Source organism: Agrobacterium leguminum (assembly GCF_015704895.1).
GTDB lineage: Bacteria > Pseudomonadota > Alphaproteobacteria > Rhizobiales > Rhizobiaceae > Agrobacterium > Agrobacterium leguminum.
This window is the reverse complement of the sequence record NZ_JADQWB010000005.1, coordinates 259,938-282,844: the sequence shown is the minus strand read 5'-3', so window position 1 is coordinate 282,844 and position 22,907 is coordinate 259,938. Positions and strand designations below refer to the sequence as shown.

The window sequence follows — 22,907 nt, the reverse complement described above, 5'->3', positions numbered from 1 at the left end:
GTTTCATATCTGCCTGTCAGCGTCGAAAGCGGCGTCAACGGGCACTTGCAGCGTCACCGCAAGCTGGTTGGTCTTGGCGGCAAGCGCGATGACGCGCAGCAAATCGGCATGCTGCTCTTTTGTCATGCCTTTCGCTTTGGCAGCGGCCGTGTGGGAATGGGCGCAATAGGAGCAGCCATTGGTGACGGAAACGGCGATATAGAGCATTTCCTTCACCACGGGATCGAGCGCTGAAGGTGTCGCCATCACTGCCTTGACCTCGCCCCAGGTCTTTTCAAGCAGATCGGCATCGAAGGCGAGGTAGAGCCACATATTGTTGATGAAATCCGATTTGCGGGTGGCGCGGATGTCATCGAACACCGCCTTGACGCGAGGATCAGTTTCCGGGTTCTCGGTCTTCGTCACGGTGCTCATCGCTTCCTCCGGTTATGGCGTCTCGGGGGCAGATTAGCCCAATGGCGGATATTTGCGACAGGAATGCGCGGCCCAGATTGCCGTTTGGCTGCGCCGAGCGGCAATTGCGCCCAAATTACAATTACGTAAGGAACGGATTTGTGCGTTGCCTTGCCTCAGCCAAGCAGGAATACTGCATCTGTCCCGGAACGTACGTTTTCGGGAATGCTTTATGCTGCGCGGATCAACCGGAGAAATATATGCGGGTCTGGAAACAGGTGGGTGTCAGTGTTGCCGTGGTGGGAGCGGGGCTCTGTCTCTGGGGCTTCTATTCGCCCGAAGCCCGCAATGTGCTCGCCAGCATGGGGCTTGGTAAAACGCCTGCCGGGGCGATTGAAGTCGCTGCATCCGGCGGCCCGGCAGCCGGTTCGTCCACAGGGCAGAATGCCGGCGGTGCGCGCCGCAACGGCAACGCTACCCTGGTGGTGACGGCCCCGGTGAAGAAAGGCACGGTCAATGACCGGCTGAACGCCATCGGTAATGGCGAGGCGATCCAGTCGGTCGTCGTCATGCCGCAGGCTTCCGGCACGCTTTCCGAAATTCGCACCTCCTCCGGTGCCCGCGTCGTGAAGGGGCAGGTGCTGGCGCGGCTCGATGATGAGGAGCAGGTGATCGAGCGCGACAAGGCGCAGGTCACGCTGCGCAGCGCGGTTGAAAAATCTAATTCCTACAAGAATCTGAAATCCGTTTCCCGGCTTGACGTGCTGGATGCGCAGATTGCCGAAGAGGCTGCCAAGCTTGCGCTGAGCACGGCCGAACTCAATCTCAAGCGTCGCGACATCGTCGCGCCGATCGAAGGTGTGGCGGGCATCGTTGCCGCCAATATCGGCGACAACGTCACCACGCAGTCAACCATCGTCAGCATCGACGACCGGTCCGAAATTCTCGTCAATTTCTGGGCTCCCGAGCGGTTCGCAACCGCGATCAAGGTCGGCATGCCGGTGGAGGCGACGTCCATTTCCCGGCCGGGTGAGACCTTCGAGGGCGAGATCGAGGCCGTCGACAACCGCGTCGATGAGGCGAGCCGCACGATCCGCATCCGGGCGAAGTTCGGCAATGAGAAGGACGAGCTGAGGGCGGGCATGTCCTTCGGCGTCACCATGCGTTTTGCCGGGGAAACCTATGCCTCGGTCGATCCGCTGGCCGTGCAGTGGGATGCGGAAGGCTCCTATGTCTGGCGTGTGGCCGATAATAAATCGAACAAGGTGCGGGTACAGATCGTGCAGCGCAATCCCGATGCCGTTCTCGTCAAGGCGGAGCTGGTGGATGGCGAGCCTGTCGTGATCGAGGGCCTTCAGCGTGTCAGGGAAGGCGGGGCGGTCCGCGTCGGCAGCCAGCCGAAGCCCGAAGAGGTTGCCAGCCAATGACGACGCAGCCGCCCTCGGTTAAGGATTCCAAGCTCGCCTTTACGGCATTGTTCGTGCGCCGGCCGATTCTGGCGGCGGTTCTCAACACGTTGCTGGTCGTTGCCGGCCTTGCGGCGCTGGTGGGCGTTGAAGTGCGCGAACTGCCTGACGTCGACCGGCCGACGATCAGCGTCCGGACAACCTATGAGGGGGCTGCGCCCGAAACCATCGATCAGGAAGTGACGCAGACCATCGAAGGTGCGGTGGCCCGTGTCAGTGGCGTCAAGTCCATCTCGTCCAACTCGCAGTTCGGCACCAGCCGCGTGACGCTCGAATTCGGCGACGATGTCGACCTGGCGGTTGCCGCTAACGATGTGCGCGACGCCATCGGCCGCGTCACCAACGAGTTGCCTGATGATGCCGACGAGCCGCAGATCATCAAGGCGGATTCCGACAGCCAGCCGATCATGCGCCTTGCCGTCACCTCCTCCACGCTCAGCATGGAAGACCTGACCAAGCTGGTGGATGACGAGATCATCGACCGTCTGGCCGCTGTCGACGGCGTGGCCGATGTGGAGCTTTACGGCGATCAGGAAAAGGTTTTCCGGGTCGATCTCAATCAGGCCGCATTGGCGAGCCGTGGTCTGACGGTGACCGACGTTTCCAATGCGCTGGCGAGCGCCGCCCTCGATGTGCCGGCGGGATCGCTGAAAAGCACGACGCAGGATATTGTCGTGCGCGCCACGGCCAGCCTGACGAAGCCTGAGGATTTTTCCAACCTTCTCATCAAGAACAATATCCGCCTGCGGGACGTCGCGACCGTCATGCTGGGGGCGGATGACGAATCCACCTCGCTGCGTTCCAATGGCGTGCAGGGCGTCGGTCTCGGTGTCATCCGTCAGGCGCAGTCGAACACGCTCAGTATCTCGACCGGCGTGAAGGCCGCCGTCGACACCATGTCGGCCAATCTGCCCGAAGGTACGCGCATCGTCGTAACCAGTGACGATGCCGTCTTCATCGAAGGCGCGCTGCACGAGGTCGAGCTGGCGCTCGGTCTCTCGGCGATCATCGTCGTCGTCGTGCTTTATCTCTTCCTGCGCGACTGGCGCGCCACCCTCATTCCGGCGATCACCATGCCGGTGGCGCTGATCGGCACCATCGTCGCCATCTATATGGTCGGCTTCTCGGTCAATATTCTGACGCTGCTTGCCATCGTTCTGGCGACCGGTCTCGTGGTCGATGACGCCATCGTCGTGCTGGAAAATATCGTGCGCCGCCGGGCGGAAGGCATGGGGCCGCGGGCCGCTGCCGTTCTCGGCACGCAGGAAGTCTTCTTCGCGGTTATCGCAACGACGGCGACGCTTGCCGCCGTCTTCATTCCGCTTTCCTTCCTGCCGGGCCAGCTTGGCGGCCTGTTCCGCGAATTCGGTTTCGTGCTGGCCTTCGCGGTGGGCTTGTCCTCCATCGTGGCGCTGACGCTCTGCCCGATGCTCGCATCGCGCATGCTGAAGGAGGGGCTGAAGGAGCCGACGGGACCGCTTGCATGGTTCGGCAATGTCTTTGCCTCCACCTACAAAACGACGCTTTCCGCCTGCCTCAACAATCCGCTGATCGTCATCGTCGTGGCGCTGATCTTTTCCGGCCTGTCGTGGATCGCCTTCGGCATGATCCAGAACGAGTTGACGCCGCGCGAGGACCGCGCCTCGATCATGATGCGGGTCACCGCGCCGCAGGGCGTCAGCCTCGACTATACCCGCGACCAGTTGCAGCGTATCGAGGAAAACCTGCAGCCGCTGCGCGACAGCGGTGAAATCCGCAATATCTATTCCATCACCGGCATGAACGGCTCGTCCAATACCGGTTTCATGGTGCTGACGCTCGCGCCCTGGGCGGACCGCGAGCGCACGCAGAACCAGATTGCCGCCGATGTCACCTCTGCCGCCAACAGGGTGCCGGCGTTGCGCGGCAATGCGATGCAGCCGAACAGCCTCAGAATTCGCGGTGCCGGCAATGGCCTGCAGATGGCGATGGTCGGCAGCAACTATGCGGCGCTGACCGAGGCGACGCAGAAATTGCTGCTTTCCATGGAGGAAAGCGGCCTGTTCGACACGCCGCGTTTCGACAACGAACCCAATCAGGCGCAGATTTCCGTGTCCATCGACCGCGAGCGTGCATCGGATCTCGGCATCGATATCACCGGCCTGTCGCGCGCCATGCAGTCGCTGCTGGAAGGGCGCTCGATTGTCGACGTCTTCGTGGATGGCGATGCGATCCCGGTGCGGCTTTTGTCTTCCACCCGGCCGATCAACGATCCGACCGATCTGGAAAACGTCTTCCTGAAAACCGGCGACGGCAAGATCGTGCCGATGTCGGTCATCGCCACGCTGAAGGAAAATGCGGTTGCGCCGCAGCTCAACCGCGAGCAGCAGCTTCCCTCCGTCGGCTTTACCGCCAACCTCAAGGATGGCGTCTCGCTGGGTGAGGCGCTGCAAAAGGTGAATGAGCTCTCGCAATCCGTCATGCCGCCCGGCGCCCGCCTGCTGCCGCTCGGCGAGGCTGCGACGCTGGAGGAAAATTCGAGCGGCATGTTGCTGACCTTCGGTTTTGCCATCGCCATCATCTTCCTCGTGCTGGCTGCGCAGTTCGAAAGCGTCTTGAGTTCGGTCATCATCATGACGACGGTGCCGCTCGGCCTTGCCTGCGCGGTCATCGCGCTGCTCGTTACCGGCTCGAGCCTCAACGTTTATAGCCAGATCGGGCTTGTGCTGCTTGTCGGGGTGATGGCGAAAAACGGTATTCTCATCGTCGAATTCGCCAATCATCTGCGCGATCAGGGCGCAACCGTGCGGGAAGCCATTGAAAAGGCCACCAGCATCCGCCTGCGCCCTGTCATGATGACGATGATTGCGACCATTCTCGGCGGCGTGCCTCTGGTGCTGGCGCAGGGCGCCGGCGCGGAAGCGCGCATCGCGCTCGGCTGGGTCATTGTCGGCGGCCTCGGTTTTGCGACGCTGGTGACGCTTTACATCACGCCGGTCTCCTACCTGCTGATTGCCCGCTTCGCCAAACCGCAGGCGGATGAGGAAATCCGCCTTCACCGCGAGCTTGAACTTGCCGCCCGCCGCAAGGCGCTGGAAGAGGACAAGCCGCTGCTGGCGGCGGAATGAAAAACGGTTGCCGCCAAACAGTGTTTGGCGCAATCGCGATGCTGGACAAAGCGTTAACCTTATCCCATACCACCTGACGGAATTTCGTAACGGATCGAATCCTTTACGGGCAGATGTTGCGGTGGAGACGGACGATGGCGCTGAAAGATGTGGTGGCGGGAAAGCGGAACGAAGAGGGTATCGCGTCTGCGCTCGCGGTGCTGAAGCAGCAGCTTGGAGACAGGCTCCAGACCGGACAGGCGTTCCGCGAACAGCACGGCCACACCACCACCTATCTGACGCTGCAGGCGCCTGACGGCGTCGTTTTTGCCGAGAGTGCGGACGATGTGAAGGCGGTGGTAAAGGTCTGCGCGCAACATAAGGTGCCGGTCATTCCCTTCGGAACGGGGTCTTCGCTGGAAGGGCAGGTGAATGCGCCGAACGGCGGAATCTGCATCGATTTCAGCCGGATGAATCGCATCATTGAGGTGAATGCCGAAGATCTTGACGTGACGGTGGAGCCGGGTGTGACGCGCGAGGACCTGAATGTCTATCTGCGCGATACCGGCCTGTTCTTCCCCATCGATCCCGGCGCCAATGCCTCCATCGGCGGCATGGCCTCGACGCGGGCCTCCGGCACCAATGCCGTGCGTTACGGCACGATGAAGGACAATGTGCTGGCCGTTACCGCCGTCGTTGCCAATGGCGAGGAAATCCGCACCGCACGGCGCGCCCGCAAGTCGTCTGCGGGTTACGATCTGACGCGGCTTTTCGTCGGTGCAGAGGGGACGCTGGGTGTCATTACCTCCGTTACGCTGCGCTTGCAGGGCATTCCCGAAAAGATCGCCGGCGGGGTCTGCACTTTCGACAGCATCAAGGCGGCCTGCGATGCTGTCATCATGACGATCCAGATGGGGGTTCCGGTCGCCCGCATCGAATTGCTGGACGAGGTGCAGGTGCGAGCCTGCAATGCCTATTCCGGCCTGAACTACGCGGAGAAGCCGACGCTCTTCGTGGAATTCCACGGCACCGAGGAAACGGCGGCGCTGCAATCGCAGCAGTTCGCCGAGATCGCCGCCGAATGCGGCGGCGTCGATTTCCGCTGGACCAGCGACGCGGCCGAGCGCAACAAGCTCTGGAAAGCGCGGCACGATGCCTATTGGGCTTCCCGCGCGCTTGCGCCGCAGCTCGACGGGCTTTCCACCGATGTCTGCGTGCCGATTTCGCGGCTCGCGGATTGCGTGGTGGAAACGCAGCAGGATATTCAGGAAAACGGCTTTCTCGCACCGATCGTCGGCCATGCGGGCGACGGGAACTTCCACGTCCTCATCCTCTTCGACGGCAAGGATGCAGAAAGCGTTGCGAAAACCGAAGCCTTCGTCGCCCGCCTCAATCGTCGCGCCATCGCCATGGACGGCACCTGCACCGGTGAACACGGCATCGGCCAGGGCAAGATGAGTTTTCTGGCCGAAGAGGCGGGAAATGCACTGGATTTGATGCGTGCCATCAAAACGTCGCTCGATCCCGATAACATCTTCAATCCGGGCAAGTTGTTCCGTCTTGTCTGATCATTCTCATATTTGATTGGTACAAAAGGCTGCTTGCCGTTAAGGCAGAAAAGAATAGGTTTGCAGCGTTCGCGAAGGGAGATGCAGGTCAGTGCTCGGACGTATTCTGGTTTTTCTGGGCGGACTGCTGGCCGTGGTGCTGTTTTCGGCGCTGCTTATTCCCTATTTCGTCGACTGGACGGATTTCCGCCGCGATTTCGAGGATCAGGCAAGCCGTATTCTCGGCAAGAAGGTGGTGGTGCATGGCCGTGTCGAAGCCCGTATCCTGCCTTTCCCCTCGGTGACATTGCATGATGTGCGTGCCGGAACGGATGCGGATGGATCGCCGCTCATTCAGGTCGCCCGTTTTTCCATGGATGCCGAGCTTGCACCTTTCCTCTCCGGCGAGGCGCGTATCTTCGACATGCGCATCGAGGAACCCAAGGCCAAGATACGGTTGCTGAAGGACGGCACGCTGGACTGGATGCGCGGAAGCCGCGCGGAAATTCCCGCCCGCACCGTGGTTCTGGAGAGCGTGCAGATCGAAGGCGGGCAGATCGAATTCATCGATGAGCAATCCGGCCGCAACCGCGTGGTAACCGGTCTTAACGCCGATATGTCCGCCAATTCGCTGGCCGGGCCGTGGAAGGCGGAGGGACGCGCCGCCGTCGACGGGCATCCGGGCTCCTTCTCGCTCTCCAGCAGCGAGCCGGATTATGCCGCCGGCCGCATGGGGCTCAGGGTGCGGCTGGTGCCGGACGAACATCCGGTCGAGGTCGATCTCGATGGAGCGATTGCCGCAACGGCGGGAAAGCCGGCCTATAGCGGTTCTTTCTCCTTCAGCTTCCGCGAAGACGAAAAGCAGAAGCAGCAGGCCGGACAATCGCTGTTTTCCTCGCCGCGCACCCGCGGCAGCTTTGAACTCACCAATGAAAGCGTGCGTATCCCGAGCTACCGCATGGAACTCGGCGGCAGTGAAAATCCCTATGTCGTGACCGGGGAAGCGACGCTCGATACCGGCGCCAAGCCGGAATTCCTGCTGACGGCCGATGGCCAGCAGATCGATGTCGCCCGCTTTGCGCCGCCCGTTGTGCAGGCGGGCAAGACCTCGCGCCAGCCCACCGCCTCGGTTCGCCAGCGTATCGAGGCCTTTGCGGCCATGGTGGCCCGCATTCCGGTGCCGCCGGTGCCGGGCAAGGCCAGCATCAGCCTTCCGGCGCTCGTTTCCGATGACACGACCATTCGCGACATCAGGCTGGATGTGCGCCCTGAAGGCAGCGGCTGGCAGGTGGTGAATGCCGTGGCGACCCTGCCGGGCCGGACGCAACTTGAGGCCAAGGGATCGTTGACGCTTCTCGGCGGCCCCGCTTTCAACGGCAATCTGCTTCTCGCCTCCAACCAGCCTTCGGGTCTGGCGAACTGGCTTTCCGGTTCCGTCGATCCGGCGATCCGCCAGCTCAATGCCGCCGGTTTTTCTGCCGATGTCTCGCTGACGACGCTCAACCAGCGTTTCGACAATCTGGAGCTTGCAGTCGGCGATGCGTCGCTGAAGGGTGAGCTGGAGCGGCGCTCCGACGGCAAGACCTCCAATCTTTCCATCGATCTTGCCGGTAACGAAATCGATCTCGATGCGCTGAAGGCGCTCGGCAGCCTGGCGCTTGGCGATCAGGTCGGCAGTTCCGTCCTCGACCACCGCATTACCGCAAAATTCAAGGCTGACCGGTTCAACATGGCCGGTGTGACCGCCAATCATGTCGAGACCGCCTTCACCATGGCGGGCGGCGTTCTCTCGCTGGAGAACATGACGGCCGGAGACATCGCCGGTGCGGAAGTCAGGGCAAGGGGTGAGCTGCAGGGTTCGCTGCTGAAATATGCGGGCAAGGGCACGGTGAATCTGCATGCGGCGGATATGCAGCCGTTCTTCACCATGCTGCAGCAGAAATTGCCGAACCATCCATTCCTCAGCCGTCTGGCGGCGAGCGCGCCGTGGTACGCCAATTCCGATCTGGCAATGGATGTTTCGGTCAATAGCGAAAATGGCGGCGCCAATGTCGCCGTTTCCGGCACCGTTAATGGCAGCCGACTGTCGGCCGTGGCCAAGATGCCGGATTTCCTGTCGATCACCGATGATACCGCCATGTCGCTGGAAGCGGTTCTGAAAAACCAGTCGACAGCCATCCTGTTCGGGCAGGCGGGGCTCGATCCGCTGCCCTTCGATGCGGATGGCGAGGGGCTTTTGTCCATCAAGCTCAACGGCACGCTCGGCTCGCCCGCCCAGACGGAACTGCGCTTCTCGACGGAGCGCACGCATTTTTCGATGAACGGTTCCTTTGCCGTTTCGTCCGCCAATTTCGGTGAGGGCAGCGCTGACGTGGCGCTCGAAAGCGCCGACATCGAGCCCTATCTCATCATGAACGCCGTCGGTCTGCCGCAGCTCGGCGGCGGCATGGCGTTGAAGGCCAATGCGAAAGTGGCGGTGGATGGGCAGAAGATCGCGCTTTCCTCGATAGGCGGGCAGGCGGGTGGAAATCCGTTCTCGGGCAATCTGACCTTCCAGCGCGCCGCGCCCTATCCCGTCACCGGCGATCTTGCGGTCAGAACGGCCGATCTCGCCTGGCTGGGTGACGCGATCTATGGGCCGGTGATCGATCCGGAAACCGGGGCGCTCAACGCCAAGCCGCTGGCCATGGCCGCCTTCCCGCAGCTCAAGGCTTCGCTTGCCTTGAAAGCGGAAAGCTTCGAGGCCGGGCCCTTCGGCACGGTCACGGGTGTTTCGGCCAAGGTCACGCATGATGCGGGCAGCCTCTCGCTCGACGATGTTGCCGGCACCTTCATGGGCGGCAAGCTCACGGGACGGCTTGCCATGTCGACGGGCGAGGGGGCGGGCATTTTCCGCACCAAGATCGCAGTGACCGACGCCAATCCGGAGCCGATCCTGTGGGCGAATGCCAATGGGCCGGTCGCGGCGGGCCGGGTCGCCATCGACCTGACGGCCGAATCGACCGGCAAAAGCGTCGGTGAAATGCTGAAATCGGCAGGCGGTTCGGGTGAAATCCGCGCCGGTGGGCTGGTGCTGAAGGGGCTCAATCCTGGCACCCTGCCGCCGATCCTGCAGGCGGCGGACGGCTTGCAGCAACCGATCGACGCGCCCAAGGTGCGGCCGCTGGTGGACCAGAGCCTGTGGCAGGGCGAAATCGGCCTCGGCGATGTGGCCTTGCCATTCTCGCTGAATGGCGGCGCGCTTCATTTCAAGAATTTGCGTGCGGGGATCGATCCGGTAACGCTCACGGCCGATGCGACGGTCGATCTCGCGGCTTCGACGGTGAACGGCGATCTCGATCTCCTGTTCAATCCCGGCACCGAAACGGTTGCGGGGGCCGAGCCTTCGGTGCGCCTGAACTATAACGGCCCGCTTGCCGCGCCGGCTTTGACGACCGACGTTTCGGCGCTCAGCAATTACCTGTCGCTCCGGGCTTTTGAAAAGGAGCGCCGCCGGGTGGAGGCCATGCAGGCCAGCGTTCTCGAAAAGCAGCGCCTGCGCCGCGAAGTGGCGCTTTATCGCTCTCAGGCGGCCGAGCGGCAGGCCGAGAAGGAACGGGCAGAGGCGGAAGCCAAGGCCAAGGCCGAAGAAGAGGCGCGTTTGAAGGCTGCGGCCGAAGAACGTCTGCGTCAGGAAAAGGAACAGCAGGAGCGGTTGCAGCAGCAACAGCAACAACAGGAACAGGGGCAACAACCGACGCCCGAGCGGCAATCCGCGCCGGTTCTGGTGGTGCCTCCGACGGAAAACGCCATCCGGCAACTGGCGCCGGAAAACGCTCCCGCCACGCCGTAAGCTTGCGTGGCAAGCGAGGCTGACTTCCTTTTAAGATAGTTGACGAACGGCGCGGGGCTTCCCTCCGCATGCCGCGTCATGCTCCGGCCTGTTTCTTAACGTGTTTAGATTTTTGGTGCAGTTCCGAGGACGTCGAACGAAAGTGCGTTCTTCACCGGTGACTTCAAGGGGACCGGACAGCAATGGTTTGACCTAGCGATAAGGCCAATCCGGCAAAGGTTTGCGGCCTTCCGCGGCGAGCATTTTGCGCTGCCCATCAATCGCTTTGACGGAAAAATCCCAGCGAAACTGTCAAACCCAGGTTTCGCGTTCGCCGAATGGCGTGTCGGCGTCGAAATTTTTGGTGCCGATCCTGGCGCTTTCACCGGAAAGGCTCGGCTTTTCCGCATTTTCGCTCGACGATGCCGATTTTTCGGCGCTGTTTTCGAGAGCTTCGAGCTGAGCTTTGAGGGACGCGATTGCGCTCTTCAGCTCTTCCTGTGCTTTTGCTTCCGTGGTCTCAGCAAGCTCCGACTGCTTTTCGGCAATCTGTGCTTTCAGTTCGGAAACGCTTGAAGACGATGTGGATGAAGAAGAAAGCAGGGAAACAGCGCTCGTTCCCGAAACGGCAGAAACCATGGTCGCCTCGTGGCGGATGTGTGGAATGGAAGGATCTGAAACAAAATCTGGAAGCAAGGCTACGCAATACGGGGATGCCTTGGAGCGCAGATTATGCCGCTAATGTTTAATGAATACTTTCACGGCGTTACGAGTTTTCGGCGGAATTTTTCGTAGTGGCTGGATGGGTAAAATCCGGCGGGCGAGATGCCCGCTCGTGGCCGGAGCGTCTTTGACAGGAAAGCTTGCGGAAGGTCAGCGGGTTTTCAGCCAGTTCAGCACATAAACCCTCAGCGACGAGGACAGATTGCTGTCGGCGGAGCGGTTGTCGTCTATTTCAGCAAGTAGGGCCGCGAAACTGATCTTGCGTCTTTCCGCAATGGTCTTCAGCTCGTCCCAGAAGGCATCCTCGAGTGAAATGCTGGTGCGGTGGCCGTGCAACGTCGCGGAGTGCTTGCGGATCATCAGATCGGTCTCCGGTGAAACCGGTTGGAGGTCTGAATCATGTCTCCCCGGCAAGTCCCTGTTTTGCGATTCTTTTCCGACAGTCCCGAAATCCGCGACGGTCGGCCGGCCTGTCAGTCTTTGCCGGTCGCGTCATCGTTTTTTTCGAGCCGCCCCTGATCGAGCGCCTTTTCGGCCTTTTCGTTCAGGGCCGAGGTAAGATTTTTTTCGGTCTTGGTGCGGCCGAAGGACAGGCGGTTCTGCTCCGCCTGCTTTTCTTTTTCGCTACGGGCTTTCTGTTTGCGAAACTGACGCAGATTGACGATATCGGCCGCCATGGGGATATGTCTCCTCGGGTTTCGTAAGCTCGGCGTAAAAGCCGTTATTGCTTCTTGCGGAAGGCATCCAGCGAAACGACCGAGCCTTCCTTCTTTTCCTCGCCGGATTTGGGCGTCTCGGAAGCGGCAGCGGGCTTTGCCTCATGGGAAACGGGATAAGCGGTGATCTCCGCGTCTTCGATTTCTTCCTCTTCGGCCAGAGGCACGTCGAATTCGAGCTCGAAATTGACGGAAGGATCGTAGAAACCGCGAATGGCGTTATAGGGAATAACCAGCTTTTCCGGCGTATCCGAGAAGGACAGGCCGATTTCGAAGCCGGTTTCGGTTACCTTCAGGTCCCAGAACTGATGCTGGATAACGATGGTCATCTGCTCGGCATATTTCGCCTTGAGGTGCTGGGAAATCCGCACGCCCGGCGCGCCGGTCAGGAAGGTGATGAAGAAGTGGTGGTCGCCGGGCAGACGGCCGGTTGCGGCCACTTCACCCAAAACCTTACGAATAACGCCGCGAAGGGCATCCTGTGCGAGAATGTCGTAACGGATATGATCCTGCCCCATGCGGTCCTGTCTTTCCCTTATTCGAACGTCTTTTCATGCACGGCGCGGCTTGCGCGCCAAGGACGCTGTAACACTTTGAATCTTCGCGTAATCCTTGAGCCGGGATCATTTCCGATCCTGACGCTCACGCGTTGGCCAAGTATACGCAATGTCCTGAACGGCAGCAACGGAAAAGCCGATGCCGATTGCGAGTCAGCTATCATATAACCAATTCAGGCAAAATGGAGAAGGTGGAGGTTTCTGTTGCCAGGTACCTCCGAACCCCGCCTCACGGGGCTAACCGTGAGGACTTTAGAGCGGAATTCCCGCACCGCCATTAGGCAGCGAGAGCATATTCCTTAGCGTTGTTGTCGTTTGCAACTACACTTGTGACCCGATAACGGCGGTATCATGCCGAGCAAAAGTTCGATCTTTACGCCCTTGTCGATCCTATTTCGCCCCCATCAAAAGCCGGCCTTCGTTTCATGAAAGTCCGCCGGTTTTTGGTGGAGGCGCCGGGTACCGCCCCCGGGTCCAATAGGTTTATTACACCGACCGTTTATCGCCATAGCCGGGTTGCCCCGGCAAGGCTCATATAGGCGTTTCGACCGCCTGAGAAAAGGGGGGTGATGACAATTCCATGAAAAGGTTTCGTGATTGCGGTCCGCACTTTAGACAATTCTTGACGACGAGGGATTGCTGTCCCATTGTCCATGCAACCGGTCACCAGAAGCAACACCGGGCCGGGGACACACGAAGGAGTGGACATGACTGACTATCTCGCAGATGTGAAGAAATACGACGCAGCAGCCGACGAAGCCGTGGTCGGCAAGATCGTCAAGCATCTCGGCATCGCCCTGCGCAACCGGGATTCCTCGCTGGTGTCCGCTTCCGATCCGGAAGAGCTTGCACGTGTGAAGGCGAGCTGGTGCGGCAAGAAGCTCGGCGTGACCGACGGTACGGCCGATCAGGCAATCGATGCCGTTGCCAAGGCCATGGCAGCGGACCGCTCCAAATCGCGCGTGACCTTTTATTACCTGGTCGCCAAGGAACTCGGGAAACTGCAATCTCTCTGATTTTTCCTGAAAGGCGGGGATAAGCGTTTCCCCGGTGATTGGTTCTGCCGCCCTGTGCTATTATATTCCCCTGGTATCAGGGAATCGGCGGCAGAACGCATGAAACAATATCTCGATCTTCTCCGGCATGTGATGGAAACCGGCTCCGACCGCGGAGACCGCACCGGCACGGGTACGCGCTCGGTGTTCGGTTACCAGATGCGTTTCGACCTCTCCGAAGGTTTTCCGGTTCTCACCACCAAGAAGCTGCATCTGCGCTCCATCATTCATGAACTGCTGTGGTTCCTGAAGGGCGATACCAATATCGCCTATCTCAAGGAAAACGGCGTTTCCATCTGGGACGAGTGGGCCGACGAGAACGGCGATCTCGGTCCGGTCTATGGTGCGCAGTGGCGCTCGTGGCCCGCACCAGACGGTCGCCATGTCGACCAGATCGCGCTTTTGATCGAGAGCCTGAAAACCAATCCGAACTCCCGCCGTCATATCGTTTCGGCCTGGAACCCGGCGCTGGTGGACGAAATGGCGCTGCCGCCCTGCCATTGCCTGTTCCAGTTCTATGTTTCGGATGGCAAGCTGTCCTGCCAGCTCTATCAGCGCTCGGCCGACATTTTCCTCGGCGTGCCGTTCAACATCGCGTCCTATGCGCTGCTGACGCTGATGGTGGCGCAGGTCACCGGCCTGAAGCCGGGCGATTTCGTCCATACGCTCGGCGATGCGCATATCTATGCCAACCATTTCGAGCAGGCGAAGCTGCAGATGACGCGCACGCCGAAGGCCCTGCCGACGATGCGCCTCAACCCGGATGTGAAGGATCTTTTCAGCTTTAAGTTCGAAGACTTTACGCTGGAAAACTACGAGGCCGATTCAAGCATCAAGGCGCCGATCGCGGTATGAGCGAGCCGCGCGTCACCATCATCGTCGCGGTGTCCGAAAACGGCGTCATCGGCCGCGACCTCGACATGCCGTGGAAACTCTCCACCGACCTCAAGCGATTCAAGGCGATGACGATGGGCAAGCCGCTCATCATGGGCCGCAAGACATTTTTGTCCGTCGGCGAGCGTCCATTGCCGGGCCGCCCGCATATCATCGTCAGCCGCAATGCCGATTACCGGCCGCAAGGCGTGGATGTCGTCTCCGCGCTGGATGAGGCTTTGAAGCTTGCCAGAAGCAAGGCTGTGGAGTTGGGTGTTGATGAGGTCTTCGTGGCCGGTGGCGGTGAGATTTATCGGCAGGCCATGCCCTTCGCCGATCAACTTTCCGTCACCCATGTCGCGGTAAAGCTCGATGGCGACACTTTTTTTCCGGAAATCGATCCTGCTGTTTTTGAGAAAATCGAGGAAATCCCCGCTCCCGCAGGGGAAAAGGACAATTATCCGGTTCTGTTTACCACTTATGTGCGAAGAGCCGCGTCAAAGTGAACTATTTACCCTGATTGGGTATTTAGTTACCACCTCTGCGTTGAAACGGACGCTTCTCCTTCCTATAACGGGTCGATATTCCCGCCGCACGCGAGCAATCGCTTTCGAACGGAACCGGGAGAGGCTTTTATAAAGAGGTATTGATGCCCTGGAGCAATCAGAATGGCGGCGGCGGCCCTTGGGGCGGCGGCGGTGGAGGAAACAACCAGGGCGGCGGTGGCGGCCCATGGGGGCAGGGGCCTAACCGGCCTCGCGGCGGTGGCGGCGGCAATGGCGGCCCGCCCGATCTCGAAGAGATCATCCGGCGCAGCCAGGACCGTTTCAAGAATGTGCTGCCCGGCGGCTTCAACGGCGGCGCAGTTGCCATCGTGGTTCTCGTCGTGCTGGTTTTCCTCGGCATCCAGTCCATCTATACCGTCCAGCCGGACGAGCGCGGCGTGGAGCTGCGTTTCGGCCGCCCGAAGGACGAAATCTCGATGCCCGGCCTGCATTTCCATCTGTGGCCGATCGAGACGGTTGAAATCGTCAAGGTTACCGAGCAGCAGCAGAATATCGGTTCGCGCGCCTCGTCGTCTTCGTCGAGCGGCGTGATGCTGACGGGCGACCAGAACATCGTCAACGTGCAGTTCTCGGTGCTCTATACGGTTTCGGATCCGAAATCCTATCTCTTCAACGTCGACAGCCCGGCCGAAACCCTGCAGCAGGTTTCCGAAAGCGCCATGCGCGAAGTCGTCGGCCGTCGTCCGGCACAGGACATTTTCCGCGATAATCGTCAGGCGATTGCGGCGGATGTGCGCACCATCATCCAGTCCACCATGGACGGTTATGGCGCCGGCATTTCCATCAATGCCGTGGCCATCGAAGATGCGGCGCCGCCGCGCGAAGTGGCCGATGCCTTCGACGAAGTGCAGCGTGCCGAACAGGACGAAGATCGCTTCGTTCAGGAAGCCAACCAGTACGCCAACCAGAAGCTCGGCGCCGCTCGCGGTCAGGCCGCGCAGATCCTCGAAGAAGCGAACGCGTACAAGTCGCGCGTCGTCAACGAGGCGCAGGGTGAGGCGCAGCGCTTCGTCTCCATCTATGACCAGTATCGCACCGCGCCGGACGTGACCCGCCAGCGCATGTTCCTGGAAACGATGGAACAGGTTCTGAAGGGCTCCAACAAGATCATCATCGACGAGAAACAGGGCGTGGTGCCTTATCTGCCTCTGAACGAGATCATGCGCAACAATCCGGGCGCAGCACAGCAGGGAGGCAACTGATATGGGTAACCGTCTTTCTGCCATTCTCGTCGGCCTCGCCGTCGTGCTTTTCCTCGGTTACTCGTCGATCTTCGTCGTCAACGAGCGCCAGCAGGCCATCGTCGTCCGCTTCGGTGAAATCCAGGATGTGAAAACCGCGCCGGGCCTCTATTTCAAGCTGCCCTTCGCCTTCATGGATGCCGACCGGGTGCAATATATCGAGAACCGGGCGCTGCGCTTCGATCACGACAATATCCGTGTTCAGGTTTCCGGCGGCAAGTTCTACGAGGTCGATGCCTTCGTGGTCTATCGCATCACGGATGCGCGGCGCTTCCGGCAGACGGTCTCGGGTGACCAGATGTCGGCGGAATCGCGCCTGCGTACCCGTCTCGACGCATCGCTGCGCCGGGTCTACGGTCTGCGCGGTTTCGAATCGGCGCTTTCGGACGCCCGTGCATCGATGATGCAGGAAGTGCGTGACGATCTGCGTCCCGATGCGGAATCGCTTGGCATCAGCATCGTCGATGTCCGCATCCGCCGTACCGACCTGACGCAGGAAGTCTCGCAGCAGACCTTCGAGCGCATGAAGTCGGAACGTCTGGCCGAGGCCGAACTGATCCGCGCCCGCGGTAACGAAGAAGCGCAGCGCCGCCGCGCCATCGCCGACCGTCAGGTCGTCGAACTGGAATCCGACGCCCGCCGTCAGTCCGAAGTGCTGCGCGGTGAAGGCGATGCGGAGCGCAACAAGGTGTTCGGCGAGGCTTTCCAGCGCGATCCGAACTTCTTCGAGTTCTATCGCTCCATGTCGGCCTATGCCAATGCGCTGAACGGCAACGGCACGACGCTGGTTCTGTCCCCGGACTCGACCTTCTTCCGTTATTTCAACAATATCGACGGTGCGGCTCCTGCCGCTCCGGCTGCCCCGCAGCCAGCACCGGCGAACTGATAGCGGATAAAATGATTTTGGAGGGGCCGGTTTTACCGGCCCTTTCTTTTGAGCCTTTGCGGTGTGACGTTCATAAAATTGTGAGTCAGCGACAATAATCTTCGATCTTTAATAGTCTGAAAGAATGGAAGATGCTGCGCGCACTTGGGCATGATCGAGACAATTATATAGCTGCTTTTACTTTTGCCATACTTGGATTTGCAGCTTTTTCATTGATGGACGCCGCTTCAAAAATTCTCAGCGGTTTGCACTCTCTTCCTCAAGTGCTTTTTTTCTCCGGAGTTTTTGCCGTCTTTTTTGGTTTGTTGCTTGCCAAGCCATTGGGTGGATTCAAAATTAACTCGGTGAAGGGATGGGCGGTGGTGTCCGCGCGGGGACTCATGTCCGTCGCCATGATATGGCTGACGCTCTATGCGATCGCGCGTATGCCAATCGCCGATGTTTATTCGATCCGCTTTACGAGTCCGATCATCACGATATTGCTGGCTCTGGTGTTTTTGAACGAGCGTCCTGTCAGCCTTCAATGGTTGTCCGCTGGTCTCGGCCTTGCCGGCGTCCTGCTCGTTCTGCAGCCGAGTGGCGCAATGGACAGCCTGGCCGTTGTCCTAGCCTTTGCTGCCGCTTTTGCACAATCCGCATCGACGATCATGGTGAGACGATGGAGGGCCCAGTCGACTCCGCTGGCGGATACCCTGCTGCCTGTCGTCATTCTCGTTCTCATCACCGGAATCCTTCTCCCGGAACGCTACACGCCTCCGACACCGATCGAATGGCTCTTTTACATTGGGGCAGGTGCGTTGCTCGCAATCGGAAGATTGTGCCTGACGCTTTCGATCCGGATGGCGCAATCTTCTGTCATCGCGCCTGTTCAATATACCCAATTGCTCTGGAGTTTATTATTCGGCTACCTATTTTTCTCGGAGCGGCCCATTCTGGTTTTGTGGGTCGGCTATTGCCTTGTTCTCGTGAGCGGTGCTGTTGGGATAATAGCCAGCCGGAAGGCTGCGTCCGCACGATGATTTCCGCGTATGCTCTGCGTTTTTCTCTGGAAACGATTACAATTGACAATAGGTGTTTGCCTCGCGCACGCTTTTCTGTACGGCTTTGAGGCGCGCGAAGAGGTGCTGGAATCAATTGCCTGTTCACGAAAAGGTATTTTTACACTTCATCATTCCGCCTTATGCTTTGCCGATATATGCAGGGCAAGACTATTTGAAACGCGAGGACGCTTATGGCCGTGACCCTTCTTTCGCCTTTTCGCAGCAGCATCGCCGCAGTCGCGGGCATCGCGCTTGTGGCAGGTAGCCTGACGGCACCGGTTGCTGCGAGAGCGCAGAGCCATGGGCCGGAATCGGTGGCCGATCTCGCCGAGCCGCTTCTCGATGCGGTGGTGAATATTTCCACGTCGCAGAACGTCAAGACCGAGGGCAAGGGCCCGGTTCCGCCGCGGCTGCCGGAGGGCTCGCCCTTTCAGGAATTCTTCAAGGATTATTTCGACAGCCAGAAGCCCGAGGGCGGCGAAAAGGTGAGTTCGCTGGGCTCGGGTTTCGTCATCGATCCGGCTGGATACGTTGTCACCAACAACCACGTCATCGAGGGCGCTGACGCCATCGAGGTGATTTTCCCGAACGGCTCGAAGCTCAAGGCAACGCTGGTCGGCACCGATACCAAGACCGACCTTTCGGTGTTGAAGGTGGAGCCGAAAACGCCGCTGAAGGCCGTCAAGTTCGGCGATTCGCGCAGCATGCGCATCGGCGACTGGGTGATGGCCATCGGCAACCCCTTCGGGCTTGGCGGATCGCTGACAGTGGGCGTCATTTCCGCGCGGGGCCGTAACATCAATGCCGGTCCCTATGACAATTTCATCCAGACGGATGCGGCCATCAACAAGGGCAATTCCGGCGGTCCGCTCTTCAACATGAAGGGTGAGGTTATCGGCATCAATACGGCGATCATTTCCCCGAGCGGCGGTTCGATCGGCATCGGTTTCGCCGTGCCGACGGAGCTTGCCCAGAATATCGTCCAGCAGCTTATCGAGTTCGGCGAGACGCGCCGCGGCTGGCTCGGCGTTCGTGTTCAGCCGGTCACCGACGATGTGGCGGCAAGCCTCGGCATGGACAGCGCCAAGGGTGCGCTGATCTCCGGTGTCGCCAAGGGCGGACCGGTGGAGAACGGCCCGATCCAGGCCGGCGATGTCGTGCTGAAATTCGACGGCAAGGATATTCATGAGATGCGCGACCTCTTGCGGATCGTGGCGGAAAGCCCGGTCGGCAAGGAGGTCGATGTGGTGATCCTGCGTGACGGCAAGGAGGAAACCGTCAAGGTCAAGCTCGGGCAATTGCAGGATACGACCGACGAAAAGGCCTCGGCCGAAGATCAGCAGAGCGAAGACGGCGATAGCGGTGTGGTTGCACCGGAAGATGATGGAGGCGCCGACGATCAGGCGCAGGACCAGACGCCGGAAGTGCGCGAGGCGCCGCAGAGCGTGCTCGGCATGAACCTCGTGGTGCTGAGCAACGAGTTGCGCACCGAAAAGGGCATTGCCGAAAGCGTCGAAGGCGTGCTGGTGGCGAGCGTCGATCCGGGTTCGCCCGCCGAGCAGAAGGGCATGAAGGCCGGCGATATCATCGTCGAGGTGGGGCAGGACTTCATGGAAGTGCCGGGCGACGTGCTGGTGCGCGTCAACGGCCTGAAATCCGAAGGCCGCAAGAATGCGCATATGATGGTGGCCGATGCGCAGGGCAATCTGCGCGTCGTGGCGCTGCCGCTGGAATAAGGCGCTTTCCGCCCGATCAGGCAGGAATCGGGTGGTTGTGATCCTGGCTGCTCTCTAATTCTTGGTCTCCATCGAACGGAGGCCAAGGATATGAAATTACTCGAAAACAAGGTTGCCATCATCACCGGCGCGTCATCCGGCATCGGCCGGGCGACGGCGATGCTGTTTGCCGCCGAAGGTGCGGCCGTTGTCATCAATGCGCGCGGCGAAAAGGCCCTGCATGAGGTTGCCGCAGACATTCGTGAGGCCGGCGGCCGTGTCCACACGGTTGCCGGCGATGCCGGTGTTGCCGAAACCCATGCCCGTTTGGCGGATGCGGCCATAAGCGTCTTCGGCGGCCTCGATATCGCCGTCAACAATGCCGGTGCGGTGGGAGCCATGAAGCCGCTGGCGGAGATTTTGCCTGCGGAATGGGATCATGCGCTCAATGTCAATCTCACCTCCGCCTTTCTGGGCGCGCGTTACCAAATACCGCCGATGTTGATGCGGGGTGGCGGTTCCATCGTCTTCACCTCGAGCTTTGTCGGCACCAGCGCCGGCATACCGGGCATGGCGGCGTATGGCGCGGCCAAGGCGGGGTTGATGGGGCTGGTGAAAGGCATTACCGCCGATTATGCCGTGAAGGACATTCGCGCCAATGCGCTGCTGCCCGGCGGGGTCGATACACCTGCTGCGGGAGACGACGCCCAGAAGGAATGGGCCGCCGGCCTGCACGCGATGAAACGTATCGCTGAGCCGCCGGAAATTGCGCGGGCAGCGCTTTTCCTCGCGAGCCCCATGGCGAGCTTCGTCGCCGGTGCCGCTCTGTTCGCCGATGGCGGCAATGCCGCCGTGAAATGACCTTGGGAACTGGCGGGCAGGTGTCTTATCGCGCCCGCCATTCCTCCAGCGTCAGCGCATAGGTGACGTGCGGCCGTAGATGCGGATGCGTGTCTTCCGGCACGCGCGGATGGTCGAAGTCGCGGGAAGGATCGCGCTTCAGGCCGATGCGCTCCATCACCGCCGTCGAACGGTGGTTGTTGTGGACGGCGAAGGAGACGATTTCCGGCGTTTCCTTTTCATCGAAGGCCATGACGAGCAGCGACTGCGCCGCTTCCGTGACATAGCCGTGCCCCCAGAAGCGGGTGGCGAGCCGCCAGCCGATCTCCATGGTGCCGACCGGGAAGGGCGGATCGAGGTTCATGACGGGGGAGATGCCGCAGAAGCCCATGACCTCGCCGGTTTCGCGCAGTTCCATCGCATAAAAGCCATAGCCGCTGCCGCGGATCATGCCGTTGATGGTTTCCAGCACGGCGTCCGCTTCCGCATGGCTGCGGCGGAAGGGGAAAAACTCCATGACCTTTTCGTCGGCGTTGATTTCGCGGAACAGGTCACGGTCGCTCTCCTTCCACTCGCGTAGAATGAGTCGTGGCGTCTCTCGGATGATCATGGAGTGACAAAATCCGTCTTGCGGTAGCCCTGGATGTAGAGAAGCGCGGTCAGGTCACCATGGTCGATGCGCATCTGCGCCTCGGCGGCCACGGCCGGCTTGGCGTGCAGGGCAACGCCTGCGCCGGCCAGATGCAGCATGCCCAGATCGTTGGCGCCATCGCCGACCGCCATTGCCTCTTCCGGCGAGATGCCGAGCCTTGCGGCAATATCGTTCAGCGCATCCACCTTGGCCTGTTTGCCGAGGATCGGTTCGGCAACGGTGCCGTCAAGCTCGCCATTGGCTTCGCCGAGCAGATTGGCGCGGTCCTCATCGAAACCCAGCATGGCGGCGACGCGGCCGGTGAAGACGGTGAAGCCGCCGGAAACGAGGGCGGTGTAATAGCCCTTGGCCTTCATGGTGGCGATCAGCTCCCTGCCGCCGGGGGTAAGCGTGATGCGCTTTTCGATGACATCGTCGATAACCGAGACAGGCAGGCCCTTTAGCAGCGCCACACGCTCCCGCAGTGCGGGTTCGAAGGCGATCTCGCCATTCATGGCGCGGGCGGTAATAGCGGAAACTTTTTCCTTCAGCCCGACTTCGGCGGCCAGCTCGTCAATGCATTCCTGGCCGATCATGGTCGAATCCATATCGGCGATCAGCAGTTTCTTGCGGCGCTGATCCTGCTCCTGAATGACGATATCGACTGGCTGGCCGGCAAGCGTGGCTGCAATGGCGCTCCGCGCCTGTTCGGCTGCGGTGCCGGAGGGCAGGGCGATATCGCAGGCAATGCCATCGGCCAGCCAATAAAGGCCCGATGCGTTGACGGCCTTTGCGGCGGCTTCGCCGAGGGCCGGTGTCAGAACAGGATTTGACGGATTGGCGATAAGCGTGGCAACGAGAGCCATGATGAAAAACCTTGATGAGAATTTTGATGCGATCCTGATAACCGGCCCGACGGCAAGCGGCAAGTCCGCGCTTGCGCTTCGTCTGGCGCGGGAGCGGGACGGCGTCGTCATCAATGCCGACAGCATGCAGGTTTACGACACGCTGCGGGTGCTGACCGCGCGGCCGTCCGAAGACGAGATGGAGGGCGTGCCGCATCTTCTCTACGGCCATGTGCCGGCGAGCAGCCTCTATTCAACGGGCGAATGGCTGCGGGAGATTTCCGCCCTGCTTGCGGATTTGCGCGGGCAGGGGCGTTTGCCCGTCATCGTCGGCGGTACGGGACTTTATTTCAAGGCGCTGACGGGCGGGCTTTCCGACATGCCCGCCATTCCGGATGACATCCGCGATGGGCTGCGTGCCCGGCTGATCGGGGAGGGAGCGGCTGCGCTCCATGCCGAACTCAAACGGCACGATCCGGCCATGGCGGATATGCTGCAGCCGGGAGACGGCCAGCGTATCCTCCGGGCGCTGGAGGTGCTCAAGGCGACCGGAAAGTCTATCCGGGATTTTCAGCGCGCCAGCGGCCCGATGATCGTCGATCCCGACCGGGCGCAAAAATTCGTCGTCCTGCCGGAAAGGCCGGTGCTGCATGACCGCATCAACCGGCGTTTCGAGATGATGATGGATAGCGGGGCGGTGGAGGAGGTGCAGGCGCTTCTCGCGCTCAACCTCGCATCCGATGCCACCGCAATGAAGGCGATCGGCGTTGCCCAGATCGCCGATATGCTGGCCGGGCGTATCGGCGAGGCGGAGGTGATCGAAAAATCGGCGGCCGCGACCCGTCAATATGCCAAACGGCAGATGACCTGGTTCCGCAACCAGATGGGCGACGACTGGACACGTATCCAGCCGTGA

20 protein-coding genes and 1 other RNA gene are annotated in these 22,907 nt (G+C 60.6%); 13 read left to right on the top strand and 8 right to left on the bottom strand.

What is annotated here, in order from left to right; all coding sequences use genetic code 11:
* Window positions 1-3 precede the first annotated feature (3 nt).
* Window positions 4-414 (bottom strand): carboxymuconolactone decarboxylase family protein, encoded by a 411-nt coding sequence (locus tag I3J13_RS10695; protein WP_196378761.1) that lies wholly within the window; start codon window positions 412-414, stop codon window positions 4-6.
* 239 nt (window positions 415-653) lie between these two features.
* Here I3J13_RS10695 and I3J13_RS10690 point away from each other — a divergent pair, with 239 nt between their 5' ends.
* The 4 genes from I3J13_RS10690 (at window position 654) to I3J13_RS10675 (ending at window position 10,324) form a co-directional block, all read left to right on the top strand.
* Complete coding sequence (locus I3J13_RS10690) at window positions 654-1,820, top strand: efflux RND transporter periplasmic adaptor subunit (protein WP_196378760.1); 1,167 nt, start codon at window positions 654-656, stop codon at window positions 1,818-1,820.
* Complete coding sequence (locus I3J13_RS10685; protein ID WP_059756702.1) at window positions 1,817-4,966, top strand: efflux RND transporter permease subunit; 3,150 nt, start codon at window positions 1,817-1,819, stop codon at window positions 4,964-4,966. The genes I3J13_RS10690 and I3J13_RS10685 overlap by 4 nt, the downstream gene beginning before the upstream one ends.
* Before the next feature lie 134 nt (window positions 4,967-5,100).
* Window positions 5,101-6,513: an FAD-binding oxidoreductase gene (locus I3J13_RS10680; RefSeq protein ID WP_196378759.1), complete on the top strand. Its 1,413-nt coding sequence runs from the start codon at window positions 5,101-5,103 to the stop codon at window positions 6,511-6,513.
* A gap of 91 nt (window positions 6,514-6,604) precedes the next feature.
* On the top strand, window positions 6,605-10,324 hold the full coding sequence (locus I3J13_RS10675) for an AsmA family protein (protein WP_196378758.1): 3,720 nt from the start codon (window positions 6,605-6,607) through the stop codon (window positions 10,322-10,324).
* Window positions 10,325-10,615: 291 nt separating this feature from the next.
* Here the strand turns inward: I3J13_RS10675 and I3J13_RS10670 are convergent, their stop codons facing one another.
* The 5 genes from I3J13_RS10670 to ssrA all read right to left on the bottom strand — a co-directional run bounded on the left by I3J13_RS10670 (window position 10,616) and on the right by ssrA (window position 12,864).
* On the bottom strand, window positions 10,616-10,942 hold the full coding sequence (locus I3J13_RS10670) for a hypothetical protein (RefSeq protein ID WP_196378757.1): 327 nt from the start codon (window positions 10,940-10,942) through the stop codon (window positions 10,616-10,618).
* 234 nt (window positions 10,943-11,176) lie between these two features.
* On the bottom strand, window positions 11,177-11,386 hold the full coding sequence (locus I3J13_RS10665) for a ribbon-helix-helix domain-containing protein (protein ID WP_003522362.1): 210 nt from the start codon (window positions 11,384-11,386) through the stop codon (window positions 11,177-11,179).
* Between the two features lie 113 nt (window positions 11,387-11,499).
* A complete protein-coding gene (locus I3J13_RS10660; RefSeq protein ID WP_196378756.1) occupies window positions 11,500-11,703 on the bottom strand; it encodes a DUF4169 family protein in 204 nt (67 codons plus the stop codon).
* A gap of 44 nt (window positions 11,704-11,747) precedes the next feature.
* Window positions 11,748-12,260 carry an SspB family protein gene (locus I3J13_RS10655; protein WP_020812051.1) on the bottom strand — a complete coding sequence of 171 codons (513 nt, stop codon included), beginning with the start codon at window positions 12,258-12,260 and terminating at the stop codon, window positions 11,748-11,750.
* A 229-nt stretch (window positions 12,261-12,489) separates the two neighbouring features.
* Window positions 12,490-12,864: a transfer-messenger RNA gene (gene ssrA, locus I3J13_RS10650) on the bottom strand.
* 142 nt (window positions 12,865-13,006) lie between these two features.
* On the opposite strand from ssrA, the gene I3J13_RS10645 reads away from it, so the two are divergent.
* The 8 genes from I3J13_RS10645 (at window position 13,007) to I3J13_RS10610 (ending at window position 20,536) form a co-directional block, all read left to right on the top strand.
* Complete coding sequence (locus I3J13_RS10645; RefSeq protein ID WP_003522365.1) at window positions 13,007-13,315, top strand: DUF2853 family protein; 309 nt, start codon at window positions 13,007-13,009, stop codon at window positions 13,313-13,315.
* Window positions 13,316-13,414: 99 nt separating this feature from the next.
* Window positions 13,415-14,209: a thymidylate synthase gene (locus I3J13_RS10640; protein WP_104679532.1), complete on the top strand. Its 795-nt coding sequence runs from the start codon at window positions 13,415-13,417 to the stop codon at window positions 14,207-14,209.
* The gene (locus I3J13_RS10635) at window positions 14,206-14,733 is read left to right on the top strand and encodes a dihydrofolate reductase (protein ID WP_196378755.1); all 528 of its coding nucleotides are present in this window, start codon (window positions 14,206-14,208) and stop codon (window positions 14,731-14,733) included. The genes I3J13_RS10640 and I3J13_RS10635 overlap by 4 nt, the downstream gene beginning before the upstream one ends.
* A 143-nt stretch (window positions 14,734-14,876) precedes the next feature.
* On the top strand, window positions 14,877-15,995 hold the full coding sequence (gene hflK / locus I3J13_RS10630; protein ID WP_003522368.1) for an FtsH protease activity modulator HflK: 1,119 nt from the start codon (window positions 14,877-14,879) through the stop codon (window positions 15,993-15,995).
* A gap of 1 nt (window position 15,996) precedes the next feature.
* On the top strand, window positions 15,997-16,920 hold the full coding sequence (hflC, locus tag I3J13_RS10625; protein WP_174057047.1) for a protease modulator HflC: 924 nt from the start codon (window positions 15,997-15,999) through the stop codon (window positions 16,918-16,920).
* A gap of 131 nt (window positions 16,921-17,051) precedes the next feature.
* Complete coding sequence (locus I3J13_RS10620; protein ID WP_196378754.1) at window positions 17,052-17,939, top strand: DMT family transporter; 888 nt, start codon at window positions 17,052-17,054, stop codon at window positions 17,937-17,939.
* A 212-nt stretch (window positions 17,940-18,151) separates the two neighbouring features.
* A complete protein-coding gene (locus I3J13_RS10615; protein ID WP_059756718.1) occupies window positions 18,152-19,696 on the top strand; it encodes a Do family serine endopeptidase in 1,545 nt (514 codons plus the stop codon).
* Between the two features lie 90 nt (window positions 19,697-19,786).
* Window positions 19,787-20,536 (top strand): SDR family oxidoreductase, encoded by a 750-nt coding sequence (locus I3J13_RS10610; protein ID WP_196378753.1) that lies wholly within the window; start codon window positions 19,787-19,789, stop codon window positions 20,534-20,536.
* Between the two features lie 25 nt (window positions 20,537-20,561).
* On the opposite strand, the gene I3J13_RS10605 is transcribed toward I3J13_RS10610, so the two are convergent.
* Together I3J13_RS10605 and serB are read right to left on the bottom strand one after the other, a co-directional pair.
* Complete coding sequence (locus I3J13_RS10605) at window positions 20,562-21,125, bottom strand: GNAT family N-acetyltransferase (protein ID WP_059756722.1); 564 nt, start codon at window positions 21,123-21,125, stop codon at window positions 20,562-20,564.
* Window positions 21,122-22,012, bottom strand: a complete 891-nt coding sequence (gene serB, locus I3J13_RS10600; protein ID WP_020812045.1) for a phosphoserine phosphatase SerB — start codon at window positions 22,010-22,012, stop codon at window positions 21,122-21,124. The genes I3J13_RS10605 and serB overlap by 4 nt, the downstream gene beginning before the upstream one ends.
* Here serB and miaA point away from each other — a divergent pair.
* A complete protein-coding gene (gene miaA / locus I3J13_RS10595) occupies window positions 22,011-22,907 on the top strand; it encodes a tRNA (adenosine(37)-N6)-dimethylallyltransferase MiaA (protein WP_196378752.1) in 897 nt (298 codons plus the stop codon). The two genes, serB and miaA, sit on opposite strands and share 2 nt — an antisense overlap.